15 protein-coding genes, 19 tRNA genes and 3 rRNA genes are annotated in these 24759 nt (G+C 43.2%); 30 read left to right on the top strand and 7 right to left on the bottom strand.

The features are described 5' to 3' along the window. The first annotated feature begins 64 nt into the window (after nucleotides 1-64). The 24 genes from RRU94_RS04870 to RRU94_RS04985 all read left to right on the top strand — a co-directional run bounded on the left by RRU94_RS04870 (nucleotide 65) and on the right by RRU94_RS04985 (nucleotide 9542). Nucleotides 65-1168, top strand: coding sequence for a 5-methyltetrahydropteroyltriglutamate--homocysteine S-methyltransferase (locus RRU94_RS04870; protein ID WP_315690716.1), 1104 nt, complete (start codon nucleotides 65-67; stop codon nucleotides 1166-1168). Between the two features lie 425 nt (nucleotides 1169-1593). Continuing rightward, nucleotides 1594-1665 (top strand) — tRNA-Lys (locus RRU94_RS04875). Between the two features lie 30 nt (nucleotides 1666-1695). After that, nucleotides 1696-1767 (top strand) — tRNA-Glu (locus RRU94_RS04880). 6 nt (nucleotides 1768-1773) lie between these two features. Beyond that, nucleotides 1774-1849, top strand: a tRNA-Val gene (locus RRU94_RS04885). Nucleotides 1850-1854: 5 nt separating this feature from the next. Further along, a tRNA-Thr gene (locus tag RRU94_RS04890) sits at nucleotides 1855-1930 on the top strand. Nucleotides 1931-1936: 6 nt separating this feature from the next. Then, nucleotides 1937-2012, top strand: a tRNA-Lys gene (locus RRU94_RS04895). 7 nt (nucleotides 2013-2019) lie between these two features. Next, a tRNA-Leu gene (locus RRU94_RS04900) sits at nucleotides 2020-2101 on the top strand. A gap of 5 nt (nucleotides 2102-2106) precedes the next feature. Next, a tRNA-Arg gene (locus RRU94_RS04905) sits at nucleotides 2107-2180 on the top strand. Nucleotides 2181-2263: 83 nt separating this feature from the next. Beyond that, nucleotides 2264-2337, top strand: a tRNA-Pro gene (locus RRU94_RS04910). Between the two features lie 11 nt (nucleotides 2338-2348). Then, nucleotides 2349-2424, top strand: a tRNA-Ala gene (locus RRU94_RS04915). 21 nt (nucleotides 2425-2445) lie between these two features. Then, a tRNA-Ser gene (locus RRU94_RS04920) sits at nucleotides 2446-2538 on the top strand. Nucleotides 2539-2550: 12 nt separating this feature from the next. Next, nucleotides 2551-2624: transfer RNA gene (locus RRU94_RS04925), tRNA-Met, on the top strand. A gap of 6 nt (nucleotides 2625-2630) precedes the next feature. Further along, a tRNA-Asp gene (locus RRU94_RS04930) sits at nucleotides 2631-2707 on the top strand. 12 nt (nucleotides 2708-2719) lie between these two features. Then, a tRNA-Gly gene (locus tag RRU94_RS04935) sits at nucleotides 2720-2793 on the top strand. 14 nt (nucleotides 2794-2807) lie between these two features. After that, nucleotides 2808-2881 (top strand) — tRNA-Ile (locus RRU94_RS04940). Nucleotides 2882-2904: 23 nt separating this feature from the next. After that, nucleotides 2905-2988: transfer RNA gene (locus RRU94_RS04945), tRNA-Tyr, on the top strand. Between the two features lie 5 nt (nucleotides 2989-2993). After that, nucleotides 2994-3069: transfer RNA gene (locus tag RRU94_RS04950), tRNA-His, on the top strand. Between the two features lie 6 nt (nucleotides 3070-3075). After that, nucleotides 3076-3150 (top strand) — tRNA-Gln (locus RRU94_RS04955). Between the two features lie 7 nt (nucleotides 3151-3157). Next, a tRNA-Gly gene (locus RRU94_RS04960) sits at nucleotides 3158-3232 on the top strand. A gap of 13 nt (nucleotides 3233-3245) precedes the next feature. After that, nucleotides 3246-3319 (top strand) — tRNA-Cys (locus RRU94_RS04965). Nucleotides 3320-3712: 393 nt separating this feature from the next. Then, nucleotides 3713-5265, top strand: a 16S ribosomal RNA gene (locus tag RRU94_RS04970). Between the two features lie 171 nt (nucleotides 5266-5436). Continuing rightward, a 23S ribosomal RNA gene (locus RRU94_RS04975) occupies nucleotides 5437-8369 on the top strand. A 76-nt stretch (nucleotides 8370-8445) separates the two neighbouring features. Next, nucleotides 8446-8561 (top strand): 5S ribosomal RNA (gene rrf, locus RRU94_RS04980). Together the 16S, 23S and 5S rRNA genes with 19 tRNA genes alongside form the textbook arrangement of a ribosomal RNA operon. Nucleotides 8562-8825: 264 nt before the next feature. Next, a complete protein-coding gene (locus tag RRU94_RS04985; RefSeq protein ID WP_315690717.1) occupies nucleotides 8826-9542 on the top strand; it encodes a DUF459 domain-containing protein in 717 nt (238 codons plus the stop codon). A gap of 555 nt (nucleotides 9543-10097) precedes the next feature. Here RRU94_RS04985 and RRU94_RS04990 read toward each other — a convergent pair. Beyond that, nucleotides 10098-10955: a sugar phosphate isomerase/epimerase family protein gene (locus RRU94_RS04990; RefSeq protein ID WP_315690718.1), complete on the bottom strand. Its 858-nt coding sequence runs from the start codon at nucleotides 10953-10955 to the stop codon at nucleotides 10098-10100. 324 nt (nucleotides 10956-11279) lie between these two features. Between RRU94_RS04990 and RRU94_RS04995 the strand changes: the two genes are divergently transcribed. After that, on the top strand, nucleotides 11280-12143 hold the full coding sequence (locus RRU94_RS04995) for a helix-turn-helix domain-containing protein (protein ID WP_315691942.1): 864 nt from the start codon (nucleotides 11280-11282) through the stop codon (nucleotides 12141-12143). Between the two features lie 290 nt (nucleotides 12144-12433). Here the strand turns inward: RRU94_RS04995 and RRU94_RS05000 are convergent, their stop codons facing one another. Both RRU94_RS05000 and RRU94_RS05005 read right to left on the bottom strand, forming a co-directional pair. Next, entirely contained in the window at nucleotides 12434-12646 is a 213-nt protein-coding gene (locus tag RRU94_RS05000) for a Fur-regulated basic protein FbpA (protein WP_315690719.1), read from the bottom strand. Nucleotides 12647-13441: 795 nt separating this feature from the next. Further along, a complete protein-coding gene (locus RRU94_RS05005; RefSeq protein WP_315690720.1) occupies nucleotides 13442-14809 on the bottom strand; it encodes an ATP-binding protein in 1368 nt (455 codons plus the stop codon). Nucleotides 14810-15296: 487 nt separating this feature from the next. Here RRU94_RS05005 and RRU94_RS05010 point away from each other — a divergent pair, with 487 nt between their 5' ends. Together RRU94_RS05010 and RRU94_RS05015 are read left to right on the top strand one after the other, a co-directional pair. After that, nucleotides 15297-15665 carry a hypothetical protein gene (locus RRU94_RS05010; protein ID WP_315690721.1) on the top strand — a complete coding sequence of 123 codons (369 nt, stop codon included), beginning with the start codon at nucleotides 15297-15299 and terminating at the stop codon, nucleotides 15663-15665. 392 nt (nucleotides 15666-16057) lie between these two features. Then, a complete protein-coding gene (locus tag RRU94_RS05015) occupies nucleotides 16058-16255 on the top strand; it encodes a hypothetical protein (RefSeq protein ID WP_315690722.1) in 198 nt (65 codons plus the stop codon). A gap of 410 nt (nucleotides 16256-16665) precedes the next feature. On the opposite strand, the gene RRU94_RS05020 is transcribed toward RRU94_RS05015, so the two are convergent. Continuing rightward, on the bottom strand, nucleotides 16666-17016 hold the full coding sequence (locus tag RRU94_RS05020; protein ID WP_315690723.1) for a four-helix bundle copper-binding protein: 351 nt from the start codon (nucleotides 17014-17016) through the stop codon (nucleotides 16666-16668). A 677-nt stretch (nucleotides 17017-17693) separates the two neighbouring features. Here RRU94_RS05020 and RRU94_RS05025 point away from each other — a divergent pair. Next, on the top strand, nucleotides 17694-18008 hold the full coding sequence (locus RRU94_RS05025) for an MTH1187 family thiamine-binding protein (RefSeq protein ID WP_251274752.1): 315 nt from the start codon (nucleotides 17694-17696) through the stop codon (nucleotides 18006-18008). A gap of 70 nt (nucleotides 18009-18078) precedes the next feature. On the opposite strand, the gene RRU94_RS05030 is transcribed toward RRU94_RS05025, so the two are convergent. After that, nucleotides 18079-18918: an aldo/keto reductase gene (locus tag RRU94_RS05030; RefSeq protein ID WP_315690724.1), complete on the bottom strand. Its 840-nt coding sequence runs from the start codon at nucleotides 18916-18918 to the stop codon at nucleotides 18079-18081. A 228-nt stretch (nucleotides 18919-19146) separates the two neighbouring features. Between RRU94_RS05030 and RRU94_RS05035 the strand changes: the two genes are divergently transcribed. Next, entirely contained in the window at nucleotides 19147-20292 is a 1146-nt protein-coding gene (locus tag RRU94_RS05035) for an NAD(P)/FAD-dependent oxidoreductase (RefSeq protein WP_410492923.1), read from the top strand. Between the two features lie 266 nt (nucleotides 20293-20558). Further along, entirely contained in the window at nucleotides 20559-21413 is an 855-nt protein-coding gene (locus tag RRU94_RS05040) for a dimethylarginine dimethylaminohydrolase family protein (RefSeq protein ID WP_315690725.1), read from the top strand. Between the two features lie 321 nt (nucleotides 21414-21734). On the opposite strand, the gene RRU94_RS05050 is transcribed toward RRU94_RS05040, so the two are convergent. Beyond that, entirely contained in the window at nucleotides 21735-22646 is a 912-nt protein-coding gene (locus tag RRU94_RS05050; RefSeq protein WP_315690726.1) for an NAD-dependent epimerase/dehydratase family protein, read from the bottom strand. A 283-nt stretch (nucleotides 22647-22929) separates the two neighbouring features. After that, nucleotides 22930-24507 (bottom strand): FAD-dependent oxidoreductase, encoded by a 1578-nt coding sequence (locus RRU94_RS05055; protein WP_315690727.1) that lies wholly within the window; start codon nucleotides 24505-24507, stop codon nucleotides 22930-22932. Between the last annotated feature and the right edge of the window lie 252 nt (nucleotides 24508-24759).

The raw sequence follows: 24759 nt of genomic DNA on the forward strand, positions 1-24759 counted from the left end.
AACAGTCTTTAAATACCCCAATGAAGAACGTTTTCCATAAAACAAGAGGAAAGAAGGAATTCAGATGACAAAAACAGCGGTTAAAGCGCCATTTAAAGCAGATCACGTAGGAAGCTTGCTTCGCCCTCAATCGATTCATAATGCGAGAAAGAAATTTGCAGAGGGTGCGATTACAGCTGAACAATTACACGCCGTGGAAACAGAAGAAATCAAAAGGATCGTAGACAAACAAATTGAAGTCGGCCTTCAAGCGGTAACGGATGGCGAATTCCGCCGCAGATTTTGGCATACAGATTTCATGGAGCAATTAAACGGTGTGGAAGGGTATGTTCCTGACCACGGATATAAATTTGAAGGTGTAGAAACCGAAGCATATGATGTGCGCGTGACGGGCAAGGTATCTTTTAATCCCGATCACCCTCACCTGAAAGAATTTATCGAATTTAAAGAAATCGTGGGTGACCGTGCAGTGGCCAAAATCACACTTCCAAGCCCAAATCAATTTTTTAATGCCGGCATCCGCAACGAAGACATTTATCCGGAGGTTGAAGATTTCGCGAAGGATATTATCCAAACCTACCGAGATGCACTCCAAGCATTTTATAATGCGGGCTGCCGTTACCTGCAGCTGGATGATGTGTATATTGCAGGGCTTTGTGCACCGGAGCTTCCATTTGCCAAAAGCGATTTGGAAAGAGCAAAATTGATTGACCTTGCTTTGCGTGTGGTAAACGGAGTGCTTGAAGGCAAACCAGAAGACTTAACTGTCACCACTCACCTTTGCCGCGGAAACTATCAATCTGCCTGGGCTTTCGAAGGTCCGTATGATCGAATCGCTCCGAGTTTCTTTGCGAAAGAAAAAGTAGACGGCTTTTTCCTAGAATATGATGATGAGCGTTCCGGTAATTTCAAGCCGCTAGAACATATTCCAGCAGGCGGACCACAAGTCGTGCTAGGAGTGTTTACTTCTAAAAACGGCGAGTTAGAAGATAAAGAAGCAATCAAAGCTCGTGTACAGGAAGCAGCTAAGTATGTTCCACTTGAACAAATTTGCATCAGCCCGCAATGTGGATTTGCTTCCACACACCATGGCAATAAATTAACAGAAGAACAGCAATGGGCAAAATTAAAATTTATTGTGGATGTGGCAAAAGAAATTTGGGGGTAAAATATAAACAAGCTGTTGTGAGTTGCTAGCTAATAAAACGGATCTATTCTTTTAAAAGAATAGATCCGTTTTTTGCATAAAGAACTAGAGAGAAAGGGGAGATAGAAAAGCGAGAAAATAAGATGAAAAAACTTCAGTCGTTTTGGAATCAGATCGTCCGTCCAGCGGGATTCTATCAAAATTAGATCATTAAAAGGGAAGAAAGGTAGCCACTCTGCCTTAAAGGTGGTTCATCAGAAATGCAGGCAGATGAAGAGAAACTTAGTACTTTATCCAGGGTAGACAGGGATTCTTTAAATGGGGTATCTTCTAAAATAAAGGGAAGAAAAATACATAGAAAGATTTTCAGAATAAAATTTTAAAAATGTGTTGACTCTATTAGTTGATGGTGTTATTATTTAATAGCTGTCGCTGATACGGACTATTCTACAGTAGCTCAGTGGTGGAGCAATCGGCTTTTAAGTGATCGACTGCAAGTTCGAGTCTTGCCTGCAGAGATATTTTAAAATCATATATATAAGAAGCAAGGCCCCTTGGTCAAGCGGTTAAGACACCGCCCTTTCACGGCGGTAACACGGGTTCGAATCCCGTAGGGGTCATCATTTGGAGGATTAGCTCAGCTGGGAGAGCATCTGCCTTACAAGCAGAGGGTCGGCGGTTCGATCCCGTCATCCTCCACCATTTATGCCGGTGTAGCTCAATTGGTAGAGCAACTGACTTGTAATCAGTAGGTTGGGGGTTCAAGTCCTCTTGCCGGCACCACTTACCGAGCCATTAGCTCAGTCGGTAGAGCATCTGACTTTTAATCAGAGGGTCGAAGGTTCGAGTCCTTCATGGCTCACCATGTATATGCGGGTGTGGCGGAATTGGCAGACGCACCAGACTTAGGATCTGGCGCCGCAAGGCGTGGGGGTTCAAGTCCCTTCACCCGCACTTTTGCGCCTGTAGCTCAATTGGATAGAGTACTTGACTACGAATCAAGCGGTTAGAGGTTCGAGTCCTCTCAGGCGCGTTATTGTATATGGAACAGGGTTCTTACAAGATTCTTTTGAAAGTGGCTATGCTTTTTAAAAGACAGAACATCCTGTTCAAGTCCGGGAAGTAGCTCAGCTTGGTAGAGCACTTGGTTTGGGACCAAGGGGTCGCAGGTTCGAATCCTGTCTTCCCGATTTATATAAATGGGGCCTTAGCTCAGCTGGGAGAGCGCCTGCTTTGCACGCAGGAGGTCAGCGGTTCGATCCCGCTAGGCTCCACCAATTATTTTTATATGCTATGTTGGAGGAATACCCAAGTCCGGCTGAAGGGATCGGTCTTGAAAACCGACAGGCGGGTCAAACCGCGCAGGGGTTCGAATCCCCTTTCCTCCTCCATTATTTTATCGTCGCGGGGTGGAGCAGCCCGGTAGCTCGTCGGGCTCATAACCCGAAGGTCGCAGGTTCAAATCCTGCCCCCGCAATCGTTTGGTCCGGTAGTTCAGTTGGTTAGAATGCCTGCCTGTCACGCAGGAGGTCGCGGGTTCGAGTCCCGTCCGGACCGCCATTTTTACAAAATGCGGGTGTAGTTTAATGGTAAAACCTCAGCCTTCCAAGCTGATGTCGTGGGTTCGATTCCCATCACCCGCTCCATTACTTTTGATAATGGGCCTGTAGCTCAGCTGGTTAGAGCGCACGCCTGATAAGCGTGAGGTCGATGGTTCGAGTCCATTCAGGCCCATTTTTTATGTAACTTCATATACTGGAGGGGTAGCGAAGTGGCTAAACGCGGCGGACTGTAAATCCGCTCCTTCGGGTTCGGCAGTTCGAATCTGCCCCCCTCCACCAGCATGGCGGTCGTGGCGAAGTGGTTAACGCATCGGATTGTGGCTCCGACATTCGGGGGTTCGATTCCCCTCGATCGCCCCATATTTTTGGGCTATAGCCAAGCGGTAAGGCAACGGACTTTGACTCCGTCACGCGAAGGTTCGAATCCTTCTAGCCCAGCCATTTTTTTGCGGAAGTAGTTCAGTGGTAGAACATCACCTTGCCAAGGTGGGGGTCGCGGGTTCGAATCCCGTCTTCCGCTCCAACATTTTTATAAAGGCGGCATAGCCAAGCGGTAAGGCCAAGGTCTGCAAAACCTTTACCACCGGTTCGAGTCCGGTTGCCGCCTCCATATTATTTACTTTGATGGCTTTCGTCATTCCGTTTAGTGAATGCAGGATTTGTGAAATTTGGGAGCAGTCGAATTATTATTTTGGAAAAATAATAATTTTAATAAATTCCTATTGATTCCGCAAGAAAGCTTATATTATATTATGAATCCGCCAATAAATAAGGCGGCTTGAACAAACTGATTTACATCTTCATCATTTTGGAGAGATAATATTTTTTCTTTTAAAGTGTTGACGTGTGAATGAGGATATGTTATGATTATTTAGCTGTCGGAGATGACAGTAAAGAGAATTGATCTTTGAAAACTGAACAAAATAAACGTCAACGTTTTAAATTTTTATCTTCCATTAAAAACACCCCGTGTTTTAATGGAAACAAATGAGCAAGTCAAACTTTTTTGGAGAGTTTGATCCTGGCTCAGGACGAACGCTGGCGGCGTGCCTAATACATGCAAGTCGAGCGGACTTGACAGAGCTTGCTCTGTTCAAGTTAGCGGCGGACGGGTGAGTAACACGTGGGTAACCTGCCTGTAAGATTGGGATAACTCCGGGAAACCGGGGCTAATACCGAATAACATTAAGAACCGCATGGTTCTTGATTGAAAGGCGGCTTCGGCTGTCACTTACAGATGGACCCGCGGCGCATTAGCTAGTTGGTGAGGTAACGGCTCACCAAGGCGACGATGCGTAGCCGACCTGAGAGGGTGATCGGCCACACTGGGACTGAGACACGGCCCAGACTCCTACGGGAGGCAGCAGTAGGGAATCTTCCGCAATGGACGAAAGTCTGACGGAGCAACGCCGCGTGAGTGAAGAAGGTTTTCGGATCGTAAAACTCTGTTGTCAGGGAAGAACAAGTACGGGAGTAACTGCCCGTACCTTGACGGTACCTGGCCAGAAAGCCACGGCTAACTACGTGCCAGCAGCCGCGGTAATACGTAGGTGGCAAGCGTTGTCCGGAATTATTGGGCGTAAAGCGCGCGCAGGCGGCCTTTTAAGTCTGATGTGAAAGCCCACGGCTCAACCGTGGAGGGTCATTGGAAACTGGAAGGCTTGAGTGCAGAAGAGAAGAGCGGAATTCCACGTGTAGCGGTGAAATGCGTAGAGATGTGGAGGAACACCAGTGGCGAAGGCGGCTCTTTGGTCTGTAACTGACGCTGAGGCGCGAAAGCGTGGGGAGCGAACAGGATTAGATACCCTGGTAGTCCACGCCGTAAACGATGAGTGCTAAGTGTTGGGGGGTTTCCGCCCCTCAGTGCTGCAGCTAACGCATTAAGCACTCCGCCTGGGGAGTACGGCCGCAAGGCTGAAACTCAAAGGAATTGACGGGGGCCCGCACAAGCGGTGGAGCATGTGGTTTAATTCGAAGCAACGCGAAGAACCTTACCAGGTCTTGACATCCCGCTGACCGGTCTGGAGACAGATCTTCCCCTTCGGGGGCAGCGGTGACAGGTGGTGCATGGTTGTCGTCAGCTCGTGTCGTGAGATGTTGGGTTAAGTCCCGCAACGAGCGCAACCCTTGATCTTAGTTGCCAGCATTCAGTTGGGCACTCTAAGGTGACTGCCGGTGACAAACCGGAGGAAGGTGGGGATGACGTCAAATCATCATGCCCCTTATGACCTGGGCTACACACGTGCTACAATGGATGGTACAAAGGGCTGCAAGACCGCGAGGTTTAGCCAATCCCATAAAACCATTCTCAGTTCGGATTGCAGGCTGCAACTCGCCTGCATGAAGCTGGAATCGCTAGTAATCGCGGATCAGCATGCCGCGGTGAATACGTTCCCGGGCCTTGTACACACCGCCCGTCACACCACGAGAGTTTGCAACACCCGAAGTCGGTGGGGTAACCCTTACGGGAGCCAGCCGCCGAAGGTGGGGCAGATGATTGGGGTGAAGTCGTAACAAGGTAGCCGTATCGGAAGGTGCGGCTGGATCACCTCCTTTCTAAGGATATTTACGGAAGTGAGAACTTGGTTCTCACACACGTTGACGCGTTATTTTGTTCAGTTTTGAGGGATGAATTCCTTCTATATTAGATAGTAAACATGATTGTTCTTTGAAAACTGGATAATATCGTAAAGTAACACCAAGCAATACCGAGTAATCGCCATTTTAGGTTAAGTTAGAAAGGGCGCACGGTGGATGCCTTGGCACTAGGAGCCGAAGAAGGACGGGACTAACACCGATATGCTCCGGGGAGCTGTAAGTAAGCTTTGATCCGGAGATTTCCGAATGGGGAAACCCGCCATCCGTAATGGGGTGGCACCCCTGCCTGAATACATAGGGCAGGAGGAGGCATACCCGGGGAACTGAAACATCTAAGTACCCGGAGGAAGAGAAAGCAAACGCGATTCCCTGAGTAGCGGCGAGCGAAACGGGACATAGCCCAAACCAAGAAGCTTGCTTCTTGGGGTTGTAGGACACTCTATACGGAGTTACAAAGGAAGAGGATAGGTGAAGCGATCTGGAAAGATCCGCGGTACAAGGTAACAGCCCTGTAGCCGAAATTCTCTTCTCTCTTGAGTGTATCCTGAGTACGGCGGAACACGAGGAATTCCGTCGGAATCCGGGAGGACCATCTCCCAAGGCTAAATACTCCCTAGTGACCGATAGTGAACCAGTACCGTGAGGGAAAGGTGAAAAGCACCCCGGAAGGGGAGTGAAAGAGATCCTGAAACCGTGTGCCTACAAGTAGTTAGAGCCCTTTAACGGGTGATAGCGTGCCTTTTGTAGAATGAACCGGCGAGTTACGATTTCATGCAAGGTTAAGCTGATAAGGCGGAGCCGCAGCGAAAGCGAGTCTGAATAGGGCGCATGAGTATGAGGTCGTAGACCCGAAACCAGGTGATCTACCCATGTCCAGGATGAAGGTGAGGTAACACTCACTGGAGGTCCGAACCCACGCACGTTGAAAAGTGCGGGGATGAGGTGTGGGTAGCGGTGAAATTCCAATCGAACCTGGAGATAGCTGGTTCTCTCCGAAATAGCTTTAGGGCTAGCCTCAAACGAAGAGTACTGGAGGTAGAGCACTGTTTGGACTAGGGGCCCATCCCGGGTTACCGAATTCAGACAAACTCCGAATGCCAGATACTTATGTTTGGGAGTCAGACTGCGAGTGATAAGATCCGTAGTCAAGAGGGAAACAGCCCAGACCACCAGCTAAGGTCCCAAAGTATACGTTAAGTGGAAAAGGATGTGGAGTTGCCCAGACAACCAGGATGTTGGCTTAGAAGCAGCCACCATTTAAAGAGTGCGTAATAGCTCACTGGTCGAGTGACTCTGCGCCGAAAATGTACCGGGGCTAAACGTATCACCGAAGCTGTGGATTGACACCTTTCGGTGTCAGTGGTAGGAGAGCGTTCCAGGGGCTGTGAAGCCAGACCGGAAGGACTGGTGGAGCGCCTGGAAGTGAGAATGCCGGTATGAGTAGCGAAAGAAGGGTGAGAATCCCTTCCACCGAATGCCTAAGGTTTCCTGAGGAAGGCTCGTCCTCTCAGGGTTAGTCGGGACCTAAGCCGAGGCCGAAAGGCGTAGGCGATGGATAACAGGTTGATATTCCTGTACCACCAAGCATCGTTTGAGTGATGGGGGGACGCAGGAGGATAGGAGATCACGCAGCTGGATACGCGTGTTTAAGCAGTCAGGCTGGAAATGAGGCAAATCCCGTTTCCGTTAAGGCTGAGCTGTGATGACGAGGGAATTTTAGTACCGAAGTCTTCGATTCCACACTGCCAAGAAAAGCCTCTAGCGAGATGTAAGGTGCCCGTACCGCAAACCGACACAGGTAGGCGAGGAGAGAATCCTAAGGTGAGCGAGTGAACTCTCGTTAAGGAACTCGGCAAAATGACCCCGTAACTTCGGGAGAAGGGGTGCTCTGGTAGGGTGCAAGCCCGAGAGAGCCGCAGTGAATAGGCCCAGGCGACTGTTTAGCAAAAACACAGGTCTCTGCAAAGCCGCAAGGCGACGTATAGGGGCTGACGCCTGCCCGGTGCTGGAAGGTTAAGAGGAGGGCTTAGCGCAAGCGAAGGTCTGAATTGAAGCCCCAGTAAACGGCGGCCGTAACTATAACGGTCCTAAGGTAGCGAAATTCCTTGTCGGGTAAGTTCCGACCCGCACGAAAGGCGCAACGATCTGGGCACTGTCTCAACGAGAGACTCGGTGAAATTATAGTACCTGTGAAGATGCAGGTTACCCGCGACAGGACGGAAAGACCCCGTGGAGCTTTACTGCAGCCTGATATTGAATTTTGGCACAGTCTGCACAGGATAGGCAGGAGCCTTGGAAGCCGGAGCGCCAGCTTCGGTGGAGGCGCTGGTGGGATACTGCCCTGACTGTGTTGAAATTCTAACCCGCACCCGTGATCCGGGTGGGAGACAGTGTCAGGCGGGCAGTTTGACTGGGGCGGTCGCCTCCTAAAATGTAACGGAGGCGCCCAAAGGTTCCCTCAGAATGGTTGGAAATCATTCGCAGAGTGTAAAGGCACAAGGGAGCTTGACTGCGAGACCTACAAGTCGAGCAGGGACGAAAGTCGGGCTTAGTGATCCGGTGGTTCCGCATGGAAGGGCCATCGCTCAACGGATAAAAGCTACCCCGGGGATAACAGGCTTATCTCCCCCAAGAGTCCACATCGACGGGGAGGTTTGGCACCTCGATGTCGGCTCATCGCATCCTGGGGCTGTAGTCGGTCCCAAGGGTTGGGCTGTTCGCCCATTAAAGCGGTACGCGAGCTGGGTTCAGAACGTCGTGAGACAGTTCGGTCCCTATCCGTCGCGGGCGCAGGAAATTTGAGAGGAGCTGTCCTTAGTACGAGAGGACCGGGATGGACACACCGCTGGTGTACCAGTTGTCTCGCCAGAGGCATCGCTGGGTAGCTACGTGTGGACGGGATAAGTGCTGAAAGCATCTAAGCATGAAGCCCCCCTCAAGATGAGATTTCCCATTACGCAAGTAAGTAAGATCCCTTGAAGATGACGAGGTAGATAGGTTCGAGGTGGAAGTGCGGCGACGCATGGAGCTGACGAATACTAATCGATCGAGGACTTAATCAAGATTAACATGGCACGGTATGCCGTTACTTTACAGAGATTATCCAGTTTTGAAGGAACAATTTTGTTCCATACATAGTCTGGTGGCAATAGCGAAGAGGTCACACCCGTTCCCATCCCGAACACGGCCGTTAAGCTCTTCAGCGCCGATGGTAGTTGGGGGTTTCCCCCTGTGAGAGCAGGACGCCGCCAGGCAAGCAGAGAGGACAGCAGGAGCTGTCCTCTTTTTTTTATGATCTTGAATAAAAGACAAGCGCCGTTCCTTGGTTAGTAAGGGAGGGGGCTTTTTTATTTTATTCAGCATTATGAGCAACTGCAGCTCTTTAAAGAAATTATGCTAGAAAAAGAAGCTTAGAAAAGATAGCATGGATGAACTGCAAGGCATTTGCTTTTCCAGATTTAATCAGTTTACTTCATTGACATAAAGGGAATTCCATGTAATTTAGGAGGGTTCTTTTGATGAGAAAAGCAAAGATAACAACTGTTGCTGTTGCAGTGCTTATTGCTGTTGCAGGAGTTTTTTTATTACACCGGGAAGAGGAGAACAAGGAGGAGAGTCCTTCAGCAGGTGAAGAGCTGGTGGCGCTCGGTGATTCGCTGACATATGGTGTTGGGGATCAGGCAGGACAGGGCTATGCAGACAAGCTGGAAAAAGTGCTGAATAAGCAGAATAAAGTCCCCCTGACGGTCTACAATTATGGTATTCCCGGTCAGCAAACGGATGGACTGCTGCAGCAGCTGAGGAAGGCGGATGTGAGAAAGACTCTTTCCAATGCTGAGTATTTTACGATTTTCATCGGAACAAATGATTTAATTGAAAGCAACGGCGGAGATCTGAATCCACTTTATAAAGACCGGATTCAGTGGGCCGAAAAGGATTATCGAAATAATCTTCATCGCATTTTATCGATCATTCAAAAAGAAAATCCAGATGCACCTGTATTATTTCTGGGTCTGTATAACCCGTATCCTGATTCTGAAGAAATTGAAGCAGTAATTACAGAGTGGAACAAGCTGAGTCAGGATGTGGTCAGCCAATATCCGCACGTCAAATTCATTGCAACAAATGGATTACTGAAGGAAAAGAGCACAGATTACTTTAGTGATGAATTGCATCCGAACAGTAAAGGATATAAGCTGATTACAAAGAAAATAATAGAGGAATATAATTTTTAGCAAGAGATACTCGGTATTTTAACTATTATTTATAATTAGCAAAAAGAAAAGTGCCATTCCTTATTTATTAAGGGCTGGCACTTCTTTGTTTTATTCAAGGTTATGGACAAGAGCAGCTATTAAATGAAGCAAGTGAGACTAAATAAGGCTGTTTGAAAGATGTATTGTCCCCTGTCTCATACACAGGGGGCGGACCTATATGCTAAGGAGGGCGCTTGTTTATGTTATTTAACGTTAGCAGCAACCGTAGATAGTTATATGAAGAAATTTATGGAAGAAGTAGCAGCTTAGAAAAAGACAGGATGATGGAATAACATCATAGTGCCGTGCTTCGTATTATGAACATTACTTCAAATAAAAGCAGAGGGAAGCAAGAATCTGAAAAAGACACTTGCTGTACCCGCTGCTTTTATTTTATTTCGTTTAACTAGGAGTATACTATATCCGATTTTAGAACATCGGCCTTAGAAAATATACCAAATTCCCTTTTGGTTTTGGATTATTTGAGACCAGTTACATCGGATAATTATTCTTTATTTCTAATTCCGCGGGCTTTTAAGAACGTGAATATGAATAGTACTTTTCTAACACTTCTAAAGTGGTTTCTTTTGCTTTTTTGATGACTTCTTCCGGATCCATTTGATAATATTCTGGTCTAAACAGCTCAACCGATACTGCGAAATCATAATTTAGTTCTTTTAATCTTTTTAAATGTGCTTCTAAATCAATGACACCGTGTCCAGGCCATACTCTGTCTGTATCGCGCATTTGGCCAACTGGAAAACCGTCTACATCGTTAATATGGAAAATAAATAATTTTTCTGCTGTTTCATCTGTTACATCTTCTAGTCTTGACGCCATTCCAGTGAATTGGAAAGTATCGTATACAAGACCTACATTGTTTTTATCAACCGCTTTTACAATCTGGTATGCTTGCGCGAACGTATTCACTGTATTTTCCGGAATTCCGATAAATTCAAGAGCAATCTTTACTCCATAAGGCTCTGCTAAATCAGATAGAAGGCTTAAAACACGGATACAGCTTTCGTTTACTTCTTCCGTTAATGTTTTTCCTTTTTCTGTTACATCAAGATTAGAAGGCACAACACAAATATATGAGCAATCGATTTTTTTACAGATCTCTAAGTACTCTTTGAATTCTTCGATAACGGCTTCTTCATCTTCTTTTGTGCGGTTATTGAAAAAGCACAGTGCATTTAAAGAAAGCGGTTTAATATGATGGGTGTCAAAATATGCTTTTAAATCGTCTAATGTATTTTCTTTTAAATAATCTTTCAGCTGGTCGATTGAGCGAATTTCAATAAAATCGTAACCGTGTTTTTCACAATAATCTAGGTTTTGTTGTAGAGAAGCGCTTTCAAATGTTGTTCCTTCGTTGAATGCTAATTTCATGGGTATTCCTCCTGATAAGAAATAGATTTCATCTATTCTTTTATTAACACTTCACGTGTTTTGATTTCTGTATGCGCTTTTAGTTTAATACATCTGTTCCTTTTCGACTCTGCAAAATCTTGCTTAAAAATTGCGGTTTGGTGCTGTTTTTTTATTCGCTGGATCCCTTTTAGCTAAGGATGAGAACGTTTTAAAAAGTGCCTAAGGTGAATGTACCGTGTTAAAATAAAACTATTCACCTGGTTCCCGTATCATTATCTTTTAAGCCCGTCTCAAAAAACAATAATGTCCAATCAGGATGACAATGTGTGAGAGGTGAAAAAAATGAATTTCTATATTCCAAAGGTAGAACCAGGCATCAAGACAAAAAAGGGATTATATTTTTATGAGCCTTCCGCTTTAACGAAAGAACTCTATCATTATGTTCTATGGGGCGGTGAATATATAGTAGATGTTCCATACAGCATTACGCGCGACTACATGAAATCTTTTATCCTTTTTTATATCAAAAAGGGATCCATGCATTTTCACTATTTAGGCCAATCATTTACAGCCTTCAAAGGTGAAATTGTTCTTTTGGACTGTAAAGAAAAAAACCACTATCACGCAGCGGAAGAAACAACCTTCCAATTTATTCACTTTACCGGAAAGCATACGCAGGATATGTATAACGAGTTATATAAAAGAAAGGGATGTGTGTTCAAACTACCTGCTGAAAAAAATAATATCCCTCATATTTTATCTCTTATCGCATCTAACCAGGAAATAGACTTTGAAATCTCTCTTCAAATTTATGAGCTGCTCGGCAATTTATTAGAAAGCACCCGCAGTACGTTTGAAAAAAGAGACGTGAAAGCTGTAAACATACCAACGGAAATTCAAGCTGTACTGGCGTATATTAGTGAACATTTCTCATCTAAAATTACGGTCGAGCAGTTGAGTGAAATATCTAATTTAAGCACGTATCATTTTTGTCGTACGTTTAAAAAATATGTAGGAACCAGCCCTCATCAATATCTCTTAAATTACAGGCTGATTCAGGCTAAAAATTTATTGGTGGAAACCAGCCTGACCGTCGAGCAGATCAGTATTGAATGTGGGTTTAATGGGATAGGTCATTTTATTAAAGCATTCTCGCAATCAACAGGAGGTATCACCCCTGGGAAGTTCAGAAAGCTTTGTTTTTGATAAGGAGATGTTTGGACATGTTCTGCCTGCAGGCACCATCGTGGCAGGTTAAAAATAATAACGGTTAAGCAGAAAAGGATGTTGACTGAGGGGCTTAATAGTAAAAGCATAACAAGATGCATGGTTGTTATTCATATATGTTCGTTTAAAAAAGAAGTAGGATGGCGCATAGCCATCCTATTTTGATTCATATAGCAATCGCCGAGTACAAAAATAAACAAAAAGGCTCCATTGTAAAGGCCGCGACTTTTCATCATCCTGAAAGATCAGCCAGTCACTGAACAAAAAATTCAATTCATTTTGTTCGCTTTTTTATTGAGCCAGCGAATAGATCCAAGTTGGCTATGTGGATGCTGAGCTCCCTCAAATTTATTATATTCACCTTCTAATTCACCTAAAGAGTTTTCAAAAAGATGCTTTTCATTAATCTTAAACACACCAAAAGCAATGAGTTTGTTAATTAATTCCGTACGTCTATTTTCTACTGCTTCCCGAAGAATCATTCCAATTCCTCCTTGCCTTTTATTCGGTTTACAGAAAATAAAAAGGCTCTTGTTATAAACAAGAGCCTCTGGTGATCCAGTCGGTTTTTCTAAATTATATAAACATTTTAATTCATATTATCCCTACTTGTCAAGTCGGTTTTCGAAAGAATTTTTTGTATACCGGATAGTCAGGATGGTTAATAAAAGAAGAATATATTCCTGTAGAAAAGTGGCTGCTCCTATAACATAACGAAAAAAATTAAAAATAATGTATACCATTTATTTTTGCAAAAGTGTATGTTACGTATGTGCACTCTTTAAGTTCATTTTGTCGATGGAAAAGGTTATACACTCTCTTTGACGGCAGGAAGACAAGCGGCATTTCCTTTTTTAAAAGAGGCAGGCTGCTTAACGGAAGAATAAGGGAGCGGCAGCTTGAAAGAACATTGATCCGGTCAGTACATCGAAGGAAGCGGGCATTGATTACCCTTTTTTCGTTTTCATTTATCCAGGCGCATCAAACAGGTGATGTATATTCTGTGCCCCGATGCCGGCCCATTCGTCAGCAGAGTCTAAACGGTAAGAACATCACAACTTTGAATTGTGATTCAACAGTTGTCGAAAGGATTAAATAAGTATGAAAAAAGCTCATGATTATCCGTTTGATAATCATGAGCTTTTTACGTTTTTATTTAGCAATATAACAATAAAAATTTATAGGTGTTTTTAATATTTCGTAAAAGTGTATGTTTGTGTTTACTCAAAGTAAACGCTCTTAAATTATTTTTCTAAAGAAAGCAATTGTTTGCTCCTTTACTTACCTGCTTTAAAAGCAAGAGGAGCAGTATTTTCTTTTATACTGACTGGAGGCAGGCTAGTGACTTGCTCTGCAGGCTGCTCAGTAGAAGAATGGGAAGGATCAACTGCCGGGAAAAGGATCGTAAAACAAGTGCCTTTTCCTATTTTACTGTCCACTTTAATTTCACCCATCATCGCTTTTACAATACTGAAAACCACCATTGTGCCAAGCCCAGTGCCGTCTACTTTTGTTGAAAAGTAAGGAGTTCCCAGCCGTTCGATTTGTTCATTTGTCATGCCAACCCCTGTATCTTCCACTGTCATGACTATTTTTCCATTCAGCTCCTGAAGCTTAATGATTAATTTTCCTCCATGAGGCATAGCCTCAATGCTGTTTTTTATAAGGTTGATCAGGCATTGATGGAATTTTTCACGTTCACCGGCAACATGGATCGCTTCTGTTTTTTGGATATCAATCTCTACGGTGTTTGCCAAAGCAAGAGGCGTTACGGTTTTTAGGACCGTATCCAGTTCTTTATTCAATTCCAACATCTCTATTTTTTCTAATGAAGGTGTAGCAAATGTAAGGTAATCGGTAATAACGGACGCTGCTTTGTCTAATTCTTCAAGAGAGATGGAGATATAAAGATTTTTTTCTTCTGCGGTAAGATTCTGATCACTCAGTAATTGAATAAACCCTCTGGTAGCTGTAAGCGGGTTTCTTACTTCATGGGAAATGCTTGCAGCAACTTCACTCACTGATTTCAACTTTTCAAATTTTCTGATTTCTTCAGCGAGGGCTATATCATTTTTTGCTTTCTCGATAAATTTAACAAATAACAGAACGCCAGCTATTTGAAGGTATAGGAATACGATAAAAGACAGAAGATCTTTTGTATTCATGATGTTTGAAACAAATAAACTGAGTGTTGTCCCTGTAAAGAGCGCTGAAAGAAAAGCAACTTCCATAACGCAGCGCATTTTTTTTGTTAAGTTAACCGCTCTTTCAAAAAAAGGAATCGTAAACCAAAGAGAAATAAACAAGATTGTGCTGCCAGCTAAATTCATGTAGAAGCCTGAGCTACCAAAGCCTAAACGATAAGTAATTAAAATGAAAAACAAAAGAAAGGCAATTCTGCGGCCGCCATAAAAAGCACCGACTATAAAGGGGACGTAACGCATATCGATCAACTGGCCAGGACCAATTGAGATAGAGAACGTCATACATAAGACCATAGCACTTCCAGAGGCCAGAAAAATTAACAGCTTGTTTGTTAATTGATGAATCTTCTTTTCAATAAACTTAAGGTATACAAAGAAAAAAAGAAAAATAAAAAATAGATTTAACAATAAGATTTGAAGATCAGAAAATACGTTAATCACTTCTTTTACTCCTTCCTACTGTTGCTCATCAATTTATGTATACAATGGAAAATGACTGCTTAATCAGACCGTCAAGGCATGCAATAATCTATGAACCTTTCTTTTTTTATTATCCTACAAAGCAAGTGATATCCCTACATTTTTTGTGCGTCAAATTACGACAAAAGCGGCATCGGTTCGTGTATCCTCTCTAAAGGAAAAATAGCAAAACGGATTAATCGCTCTCTTTTTGAAAAGTATGCGGGTGTTTACAAAGGCAGGTTACGTTGGTAAAGGTAAAGAGAAATGATTGGTCCGCTCATGAAAGAAAAGCGAGTACCGACTCTCTTTTATAGCGGATAAGTTTGTGTAAACGCAGACATTGTCCAGTGTTTTGAGTACATGAGAGTGGGTGGTCGACAAACCTCCTTATCACTGATTGTATGATGGGTTTAATGTTATGCGGCTGCAATGGAACAAATGAAATTCGAGTGTAGGAGGAGATAAAATGATTGAAAGCTTTCGAGATTACGTAAATCGGTCTGAAGCAGCTTATAAGGCTGAAAATGAAATTATAGAGGACAAGCTGAAGGCGGGTATTAATGGACTTGAATGGCTCGTTCTGAATACACTCGTGGATGAGAGACGGAGTGAATCATTAAAAAACTGGACGGAGTCCGCAGTGGTAAGACTATCCGGAAAAGAACCGCTAGAATTGTTTATAGATGCTGTGCATCTTGATCCGCTGACATTTTATGATCGTTACAAATTAAATTGGCACGTTACGTTTGATGAGGCATTGACGTATTTAGCGCTTTTAAGAGAGCGTTATTACGACCGCTATTTTAACGTTTTGCAAATGATTTATCAAAAATGAGGTGCGGAGCCAGTTGCTTCTTTAAGTGAAAAGTCGGTGCGCTTTATTTTCCTGGCTTTTTACGAAGCGGACAAGTACCGGAGTGCAGATCGCTGTGCCAGGTCAGAACCGAGGTAATGCTGTTTGTTTATTTCAAAGAGAACTGGATAGGCTCAGGCGGTAGAAGAGGAGCATGTCTTTTTATGTCTCTGAGAGAGATGCTCCATCAAATTGTGCAGAAATCAGTTGGAGAGGTTCACTCATTGAGCATGAATACAGCTCGCGTTGGTAAAACTATATGTGTGTTTAAATTAGCAGCAGTTATTTTGATCAAATATGATATCTTTCAACAGCCCAGGATAAAAATACAATGATGTGGGGCTAGTTTGATGTGTGGAAGGAGTTAAAAGATAATGGCACACAAAGATAAATCTTTAACTGGATCGTTTGAGACAAATGAAGAAGTACGTAACCCCAATGCAGATCCGCAGGAGAACTATTTAGAGCCGAAAAAAGACGAGCCGAGCGATGCATTTCTATCTGCAGATGTAAAAGAGCTGGAACCCGTTAAACCATCGTTGAATGAAATCAAGCACAAGGGTAACGATTAAAAACACACAACCAAAACATGACTTCCCGAGAAATTTTGGAAAGATATATAGGCTTTAATATGTACCCCTACATCTGAGTCTAAATCTATAAATTTAACGCAGCATAAAGGTTAATGTGTTTTGTGATAGAAGAGCTGTTCAAAAAGCTAGTTTTTACCGATTTTCAGGGCAGTCCTTGCTTTTTAAGTTTACATATGCTGTCAGGGGCTGCTTTATGTATAAAGACATATAAGTAGAAAAAGTGATCTTTCACTAAATGAAAGATCACTTCATGATTATTTTATAGCGAAACTAAACTGGCCATTACAGCTTCTGCCTATTTATTTGACATACAAGTAAGCTTGTTGATAGTTAGGCCCACTTTTTTCCGTCATTATGAAACATTCCCTCGAAAAGAAGGTTTTTAGTCGTTAGGAAGCTATATTTCTGCAAGCTTTTGCACATTCACGGCAAATTTGAGCGCATTCCTGGCAGTAAGTATCTTTGAACGCTGCGCATTCTTCTGCGCATGCTTCACAAATAGCAGCGCAAAGCTGGCAGTATTGTTGAGCGAATGTGCTGTTGCGGGCCGCAAGAGATGCCGCCTGCAAACAAACTTGAGCGCAATCTTGTAAGGTTTGGATACATTTTATTCTCGTTTGAATATCCAGTTCCTTTAAGCAGTTAGTTGTACACTCTTCGCAAGCTCTGGCACATTTTAAGCATGCTTCAATGCACTGGTCTACTGCTGCTCTTATTGAAGATGTTGATAATACGCTCATTCTACCCGCCCCTTAGAAAGTGAATTTTAAACAATATTGATTCTATGTTGGTCATTTTCTTTTATGACATTCTTACAAAAAGTCCGATAACTAATAAAGGATGATCCGTATTAGTTCGACTAATATCGATCATCCTCTTATTCCTTTATCTCGTGTAAGAACAGTCATATAGAAACTATTTACTTAAAAATGGGTGTTGGCTATCAAGTCACTTTTTTTCAGAACGGTTGTAAATCGCATAAAACAGAAGCACATAAAAAGGTACCGAAAAAGATAGAAAATCATAGAAGCTGGTAAAATCCATGTATCGTACTCCTTTCGTACTGACTGACAGAAACTTCTGCTTTGAATCAGGGAGATCAGGAAACAACACTCTTAGCTGTTTTCAGTAAGCATTGACTTTTTGCACTGTAATTAGTACGCTTCCTTGTTGTATTCTCTGTTATTGTTCCCGGAATTTTGTCCATTTACCCTGGCAGCCAAAAATGTGTTGCAAGGCTAGTGTTCCAGCATGACAAGAGTATACGGTTTGGCGCAGAGACGGATTGCTGCTAAGCGCACTTCGCTTTATTTAAACATTCTAGTGCTGTACGTTATAATGGTAAAAGCGTCTGTCTAGATTGGATAGATGTCAGTTAGCTTCTTGATTGAAATACATAAAAGGATTGGTGAATAAAATGGCAATCGTTGATGTAACGGTTATTCCTGTTGGCACACAAACACCAAGTGTCAGCAGCTATGTGGCAGATATCCAAAAAGTATTAAAGGAATATGAGGAAAAAGGGGAGATACGTTTTCAATTGACACCCATGAATACGATCATCGAAGGCGATCTGCCTAAATTGTTTGAGGTAATCCAGGCGATGCACGAAGTCCCCTTTGAAAAAGGACTTGCCCGAGTGTGTACAAATATTCGAATCGATGACCGCCGTGATAAGAAACGTAAAATGGAAGATAAAGTCGAGCGGATAAAGGGCCTGCTTGAAGAATAAGAACTTTTGCGCGTAATGGAATCTACAGAGAAACAGGAGAACCAATCAGTTCTCCTGTTTTTCATTTTCTTTAAAATTCTTCATATACAGCGGGATCCTGATCGTTAATTCTGCCGTCAGGGCGGGTTAATTCTGAAATCAGGCTCATTTCTGTTTCATCGAGAGAGAAATCAAAAATAGAGATGTTTTCAATTTGCCGTACAGAAGAAGCGGATTTTGGAATAGAAACGGCTCCCAGCTGATAATGCCAGCGTAAAACAATCTGTGAAACGGACTTGTTATGGTGCTGGGCCATTTGCTGAATGGTCTCATTTTCTAACAGATGATTTGCCCGGGCTAATGGACTCCAGGATTCTGTCACAATGTTATGCTCTTGATGCCATTTTCTTTGCTGCTCCTGATTGAAAAAGGGATGCAGCTCAATTTGGTTGACGCTTGGCTTAACGCCCGTTTCTTTTTCCAAACGCTCAATATGCTCAGGCAGGAAATTGCAGACACCAATGGAACGAATAAGGCCCCATTTTTGAGCGTCAATTAAGGCCTGCCACGCTTCTACATACAAGTCCTGCTTCGGGTTAGGCCAATGAATCAAATATAAATCATAATAATCGAGGCTGGCACGGTACAAGGATTCTTGAATGGTTGTCACGGCTTTATCATAGTTTTGATAACGGCCTGGCAGTTTAGAGGTAATTCGCAATTCCTCTCTTGAAACAGAGCTGCGCTTAACAGCTTCGCCCACAGTTCCTTCGTTTTCATAATTATACGCAGAATCAATAAGCCGGTAACCTGCATGAATGGCATTTTGGATCGCGCTGGCACCTGCATTCCCGTTAAGCGCATATGTACCCAAGCCTATAACCGGCAATGTTAGCCCATCATTGAGTGTAATCTCTGGAACTTTATGCATGATCCATCCCTCCTTTAAGTATATTTCTATGTTACCATAATTAGGAATGAGCGTCAGGGGTTAGCGCCGGCAGGATCGTTAAAGCAGATTACAAACCAATCGATAAAGCAAATACTAAACAGAACACCAGCAGGATCATTTCATTTCACAGTCAAGCACATGCCGCTTTCTTTATACAATCCTTTGCGATAAGTTATAATACATAACAGGAATGAAACGTTAGCAGTAATGGAAGGGTCTGTGAATATGAAAAAGGTTATAGTAGTGGGAGCAGGAATTCTCGGGGCATCAGCAGCTTACCAGTTAGCGAAACTGGGTGCTGAGGTCCTGATTATAGACCGCAAAGATAAAGGACAGGCGACCGATGCAGCTGCAGGCATTATCTGCCCTTGGCTGTCACAGCGGCGCAACAAGGCCTGGTACCAGCTCGCAAAGGAAGGGGCACGTTTTTACCCTGAGTTAATCGAAGAACTTAAAGGTGAAGGAGAGACAGAAACAGGCTATGCTCAAGTAGGGGCTCTCAATGTCCACCACGACATAGAAAAAATCAGAAAAATGGAAGAGCGTGCCGAAACACGAAAAGCTGATGCACCGGAAATCGGTGAGATTGTCCCGCTTGATGAAAAAGAAACCCGGGATCGATTTCCACTTCTTTCTGAACAGTACCAGTCTGTTTATGTCAGCGGAGGCGCCCGTGTGGACGGCCGTGCGCTGCGCGATGCGCTATTACGTTCCGCTCAAAGAAACGGTGCCATCCTTTTAACGGGGAATGCTGTACTTCAATACGAGGCGAACCGGGTAACAGGAGTCACGGTTGGCAATGAAAGCTATTCGGCTGACGAGGTGATTGTTTGTGCAGGTGCCTGGGCAAATCAGCTATTAGCGCCTTTAGGCGTCGATTTCAAAGTAAGCTTTCAAAAAGCACAAATCTTGCATGTGGAGGTTCCAGAAGCGTCGGACACGAGCGCATGGCCTGTCGTAATGCCGCCTTCTAATAAATATATTTTAGCTTTTGATCACCAGAGGGTTGTCATAGGAGCGACTCATGAAGATCCTGCAAATGGCTATGATACACGCATCACGGCAGGCGGGATGCAGGAGCTTCTGGACAAAGGCTTAGAAGCAGCGCCTGGTTTATCAAATAGTATATTTCAGGAAGTAAGGGTTGGTTTTCGTCCCTATACTGCCGATTTTCTTCCAGTGATAGGTCCTATCCCTGGCTGGGAGGGTCTTATCGTAGCGAATGGGCTTGGGGCGTCTGGTTTAACGACGGGGCCATATCTGGGGAATCAGCTGGCAAAGATGGCGCTCGAAATGGATATAGATATCGATATTAGTTATTATGATGTTCAAAAAGCAATGGGGGACAATTGATCCTCCATTGCTTTTTGTCTTTCAAGAGTGAACGTGTAAGCTGATCGGCACCGACATATATTCAGTCAGAATAAGCTTTTTTGTGTTGGGATTTGCAGGACAGTGGTTGGAGGGTTTAATACAACATGGAAATTTATATGGTATTTTAGTAAAAACCATCTACTTCATCTCAAAGTGGATGGTTTTCTAATTTTATTTCATTTATTTATGAATACCTAACAAAAGGGAAGACTACATAAAACAGTACATTTTAAGAGGAGTTAATCATGGAAATATTGTCAAAAAAATTCGGGAATATACAATGCAACAATGAATATGACGAACTGCACCGAGTGATTTTATGCGAACCTCAATTTATGACTATACGGGATGTGATTAATGAAACGCAAGAATATTATAAGCATGAAAATATTAATATTAACCGTGCAATACAACAGCATGCTCAGTTTTGTCACCTTCTTAATGAACACGGAATAGAGGTGATTAAGCTTTCACCTTCTAAACAGTATCCGGAGCAAGTCTTTACTAGAGACATCGGGTTTACAATCGGCCAAAATATTTTTACTGCTGAAATGGCCGCGGACATCCGGCAGGGAGAGGAACATGAGCTGAAAAAATGGCTTGAGTCAGAGCAAATTTCTTATCACGCCCTAAGCGAAGATTCGATTGAAGGCGGGGATGTCATCGTTGATGGACACAATCTCTATGTCGGGATCAGCAGTCGAACAAATAAAGCATCCATTCAAGAACTTACACGTTTATTACCGGGATACGAGATCCTCCCTATTTCTTTAAATCAAAGATATTTGCATTTAGACTGTGTTTTTAATATTATTTCGCCAGAAGAAGCATTAATTTTCCCGCAAGCCATTGACCAAATTACAGTAAATATGCTTTCATCAAGATTCGATTTAATTGAAGTAACTGAAAAAGAGCAATTTACACTTGGAACAAATGTACTTTCAATTGGACGAAAAAAGGTATTTAGTCTGATGGGAAATCATGATATAAACAATCGCCTCAGGGAGCGGGGGTATCATGTAATTGAGGTTGATATCACAGAGATTATTAAATCCGGAGGCTCTTTTCGCTGCTGTACATTGCCGATTCTACGTGGATAAGACAAAAAGCTTTAACAGATAACAAGCAGGTACGGTAAAGTCATTTATCTTGGCAAATGGGCTTGGGGCGTCCGGTTTAAAAAGGGGGCCATATCTCGGGAACCAGCTGGCAGGGACGACACTTGAAATGGATTTAAGCATAAATATAAATCATTATGATATTTAAAAAGCAATGGGGATAGTGAATCCTCCATTGCTTTTTGTCATTTTAAAAACACTCTTTCCTTATTTAGGAGAGGGAGCTTTCTTTTATCCAAGTTTTCATATTCAGTTTGTTTCATTCAGCGCAAAACTGGAGCTGGTTTGTTACTGTAATCCTTCTTATATATCCGTATTTAATAAAGCAAGCTGGTCCTCCGGCAGTGCTTTGGTTTTACCATCACTATTAAGAACATTGCGCCATGTGTAACGCGGTTCATAGCCAAGGACCTTCCGGGCTTTGTCGATTGCCATAAGAGTCTCATGTCCTTCTACAGGCCTCTTTAAAGAGACATCCGGGAAAAATTTATCCACCAATTCCTGACTGGGTTCTGGAAAAATGGTATCCGGTGCCGTTATATGAAATATGTCAAATCCTAAATTATCCTTTTCGATTGCAAGCAGGCAGGCTCTTGCAGCGTCCCTGACATCACAATAGGCCCATGCATTTTTCTTTTGGGCATCTCTTTGTCCTTCTTCACTCCAATGCATGATAGGAATTTTCTCGTATTCATCCGGCTCATACATATTGGCAAAGCGAAGCGCCACAATCTGTGTGTTCGCAAGTTTGTGGAACATTTCGGAAAGGATTTCAGTCAGCCGTTTTGCCATTGCGTATGAGGACTTCACGATGGACGGGTGTTCTTCGTCCACAGGCAGGTAACTTAGATCTTCCGCAACAAAAGGGTACCCCAGAACAGTCTCACTTGATGCCCACACAACCTTAGGGATTTTAAGGTCTTTACAAGCTTCAAGGATATTAAAATTAACGAGCATATTATTTTCAAATATGGCCTGGGAGGTATTCCGCACATCGGTAGGAATATTCCCCAGGTGTACGACTGCATCACACCCTGCTAAAAGCTGGATGACCTGGCCATAATCACGTAATTCGGCCTGGATAAATTTTTTTGATTCGGATTCTTCCCTTAATTTTCTATCTGTAGCAATAACGTCATGACCAGCTTCTAATAGGGTTCTTACAGTCCATCGGCCAACTTTTCCGGCTGCACCTGTTACCACTACTTTCATCATTCCACGCTCCTGTTTTTACATTTCGATATCAGTGTAATACTTTAGAATTTTTCTTTTTACAAATAGTTGTTCAAGTTGTTATCAGAGCACATTAAAAAATACCGAAAAGCGGCTGTCTTCTCAGTAAGTTACACCCAATATCTTTGTTAGAGTTCCCTGTTGCTATTGTTTTATTAGCAAGAGTTCCATATAGAAAATAATGGTGGGCAGGCCCTTGTCTGCCACCGGTATCTGAAAAAAAGCAAACCGCAGCGAAGTGCTTCTGCTGCCGTAACATCAATCGTTAATAGCCGGAATCTTCTGAGGTAAGATTGTCCAGTATACGATGATCGTATTGCTGCAATGGTTTTTCAGCTGGACCTTCCATTACTTCTCCTGTATACGAAAACCTGGAGCCGTGACATGGGCAATCCCAGGTAAGATCGCCGTTGTTCCATTCGACTTCACATCCTATATGGGTACAGGTTGTATCCACAATATACAGTTTTCCTTCCTCATCTTTATAAGCACCTTTTCTATGTCCTTTGACAGTAATGACGGCACCTTCACCGTTGGATAAGTCTTCAGCACTCTTAGCAGGCAAATCAAGTTTTCCCTTAATTAAATGGGCGGCCACACTAGCATTCTCTACTAAAAAATTTTTCAGGCTTGGATGTGCAAAGAATCGCGACGGTGTATATAAATCTTGATAAACATTCTTTTTGTTCAAAATCGTATCTCGAAAGAGCAGAGCGGCGGCAGTCCCATTAGACATTCCCCAGTTCCGGTAACCGGTAGCAATCAAGATATTTGGCTGGCCTGAGGTTATCTCACCGATATAAGGAATTTTATCAAGGGTGGTCAAGTCCTGGGCTGACCAGCGGTATACCATTTTATCAAGACCAAAAACCTGCTGGCCAAAGATCTCTAAGGCTTTATAATGTTCCAGCGTGTTCTTTCCCTGGCCAACCTTATGACTCTGACCGCCAATAAGCACGATTTCTTCTCCATTAATCGTTGCAGAACAGAGTGAACGTGTCGGCTGATCGGCACTGATATACATTCCGCCAGGATACGCTTTCTTTGTCTTGGCCGCCAGAACATAGGAGCGAACTGCATACATTCTTGTAGAATAAAACCCCAGGCCTTCATAAAATGGAAAATGCGAACAGGCCAGAACGTGGCTGCCCGTGGCACGTCGCCCCTCACGGGTAAGAACGGTTGGCTGCTTTCCAGTTTCAATATTAACGGCCGTGGTGTTTTCAAAGAAAAGCCCGCCTTTTTCCGTGATAATTTCGATAAGGTGAGCCAGGTATTTAATTGGATGAAATTGAGCCTGGTTTTTCATGATCAGCCCATTTTTTATATCTATCTCGAAGGGAACGGTGTTAATCAGCGTACCGTCTATACCGATATTTTCATAAGCTTCTGCTTCTTTTTCAATCCTGCGTGCATAATGATCCGTAGCAGCGTATATACAAGCATCCTGCAGGCTGAAATCACAATGGATTTGATGCTGTTCTACGGTTTTTTTGATGAAGTTTAGAGCTTCTATATTGGCTTCGTAGTATAAGCGAGCCTTGCTTTTTCCGAAATGGCGAATAAGTTCATCGTATATTAGCTCATGCTGGGCAGTAATTTTAGCAGTAATGGTTCCCCTTGGGCCGTCCAGCAATTTCCCCGCCTCTAAAACGGCAACCTTCAGACCTTCCTTTGCTAAAAGGTAAGCGGATGTGATTCCGGTAATACCGCCACCTACAATAACCACGTCTACATGAATATCTTTATCTAAAGAAGGAAAATCCGGCAAATCAATAAAACCTCTCCAGTTTGGCTCAGGAACCTGCGGTAATGTTTCGCTTTCCTGATCGTTGTCAGTCATAGAAAATCCTCCATACGGTATTTCGATTATATTAGGGTTTCCTTTTATGAGAGAAGTATACACGGCCTACAACCAGCAAAGTCACTGCTGCTGTATGGGAAATGGCCCGAAAACATTTTTTATTTATATAGTGGTTTACTAAACATTTGATTGAACTGCCCATTTATTTAGCAAATAATACAGAGATGATTCAAAAATAGAGGTAAAGGAGCTGCAAAAAAAGCAGCTTTTTTAAAATGAAAAGAGAAGAAA

This window comes from Domibacillus sp. DTU_2020_1001157_1_SI_ALB_TIR_016, assembly GCF_032341995.1.
Taxonomy (GTDB): Bacteria; Bacillota; Bacilli; order Bacillales; family Domibacillaceae; genus Domibacillus; species Domibacillus indicus_A.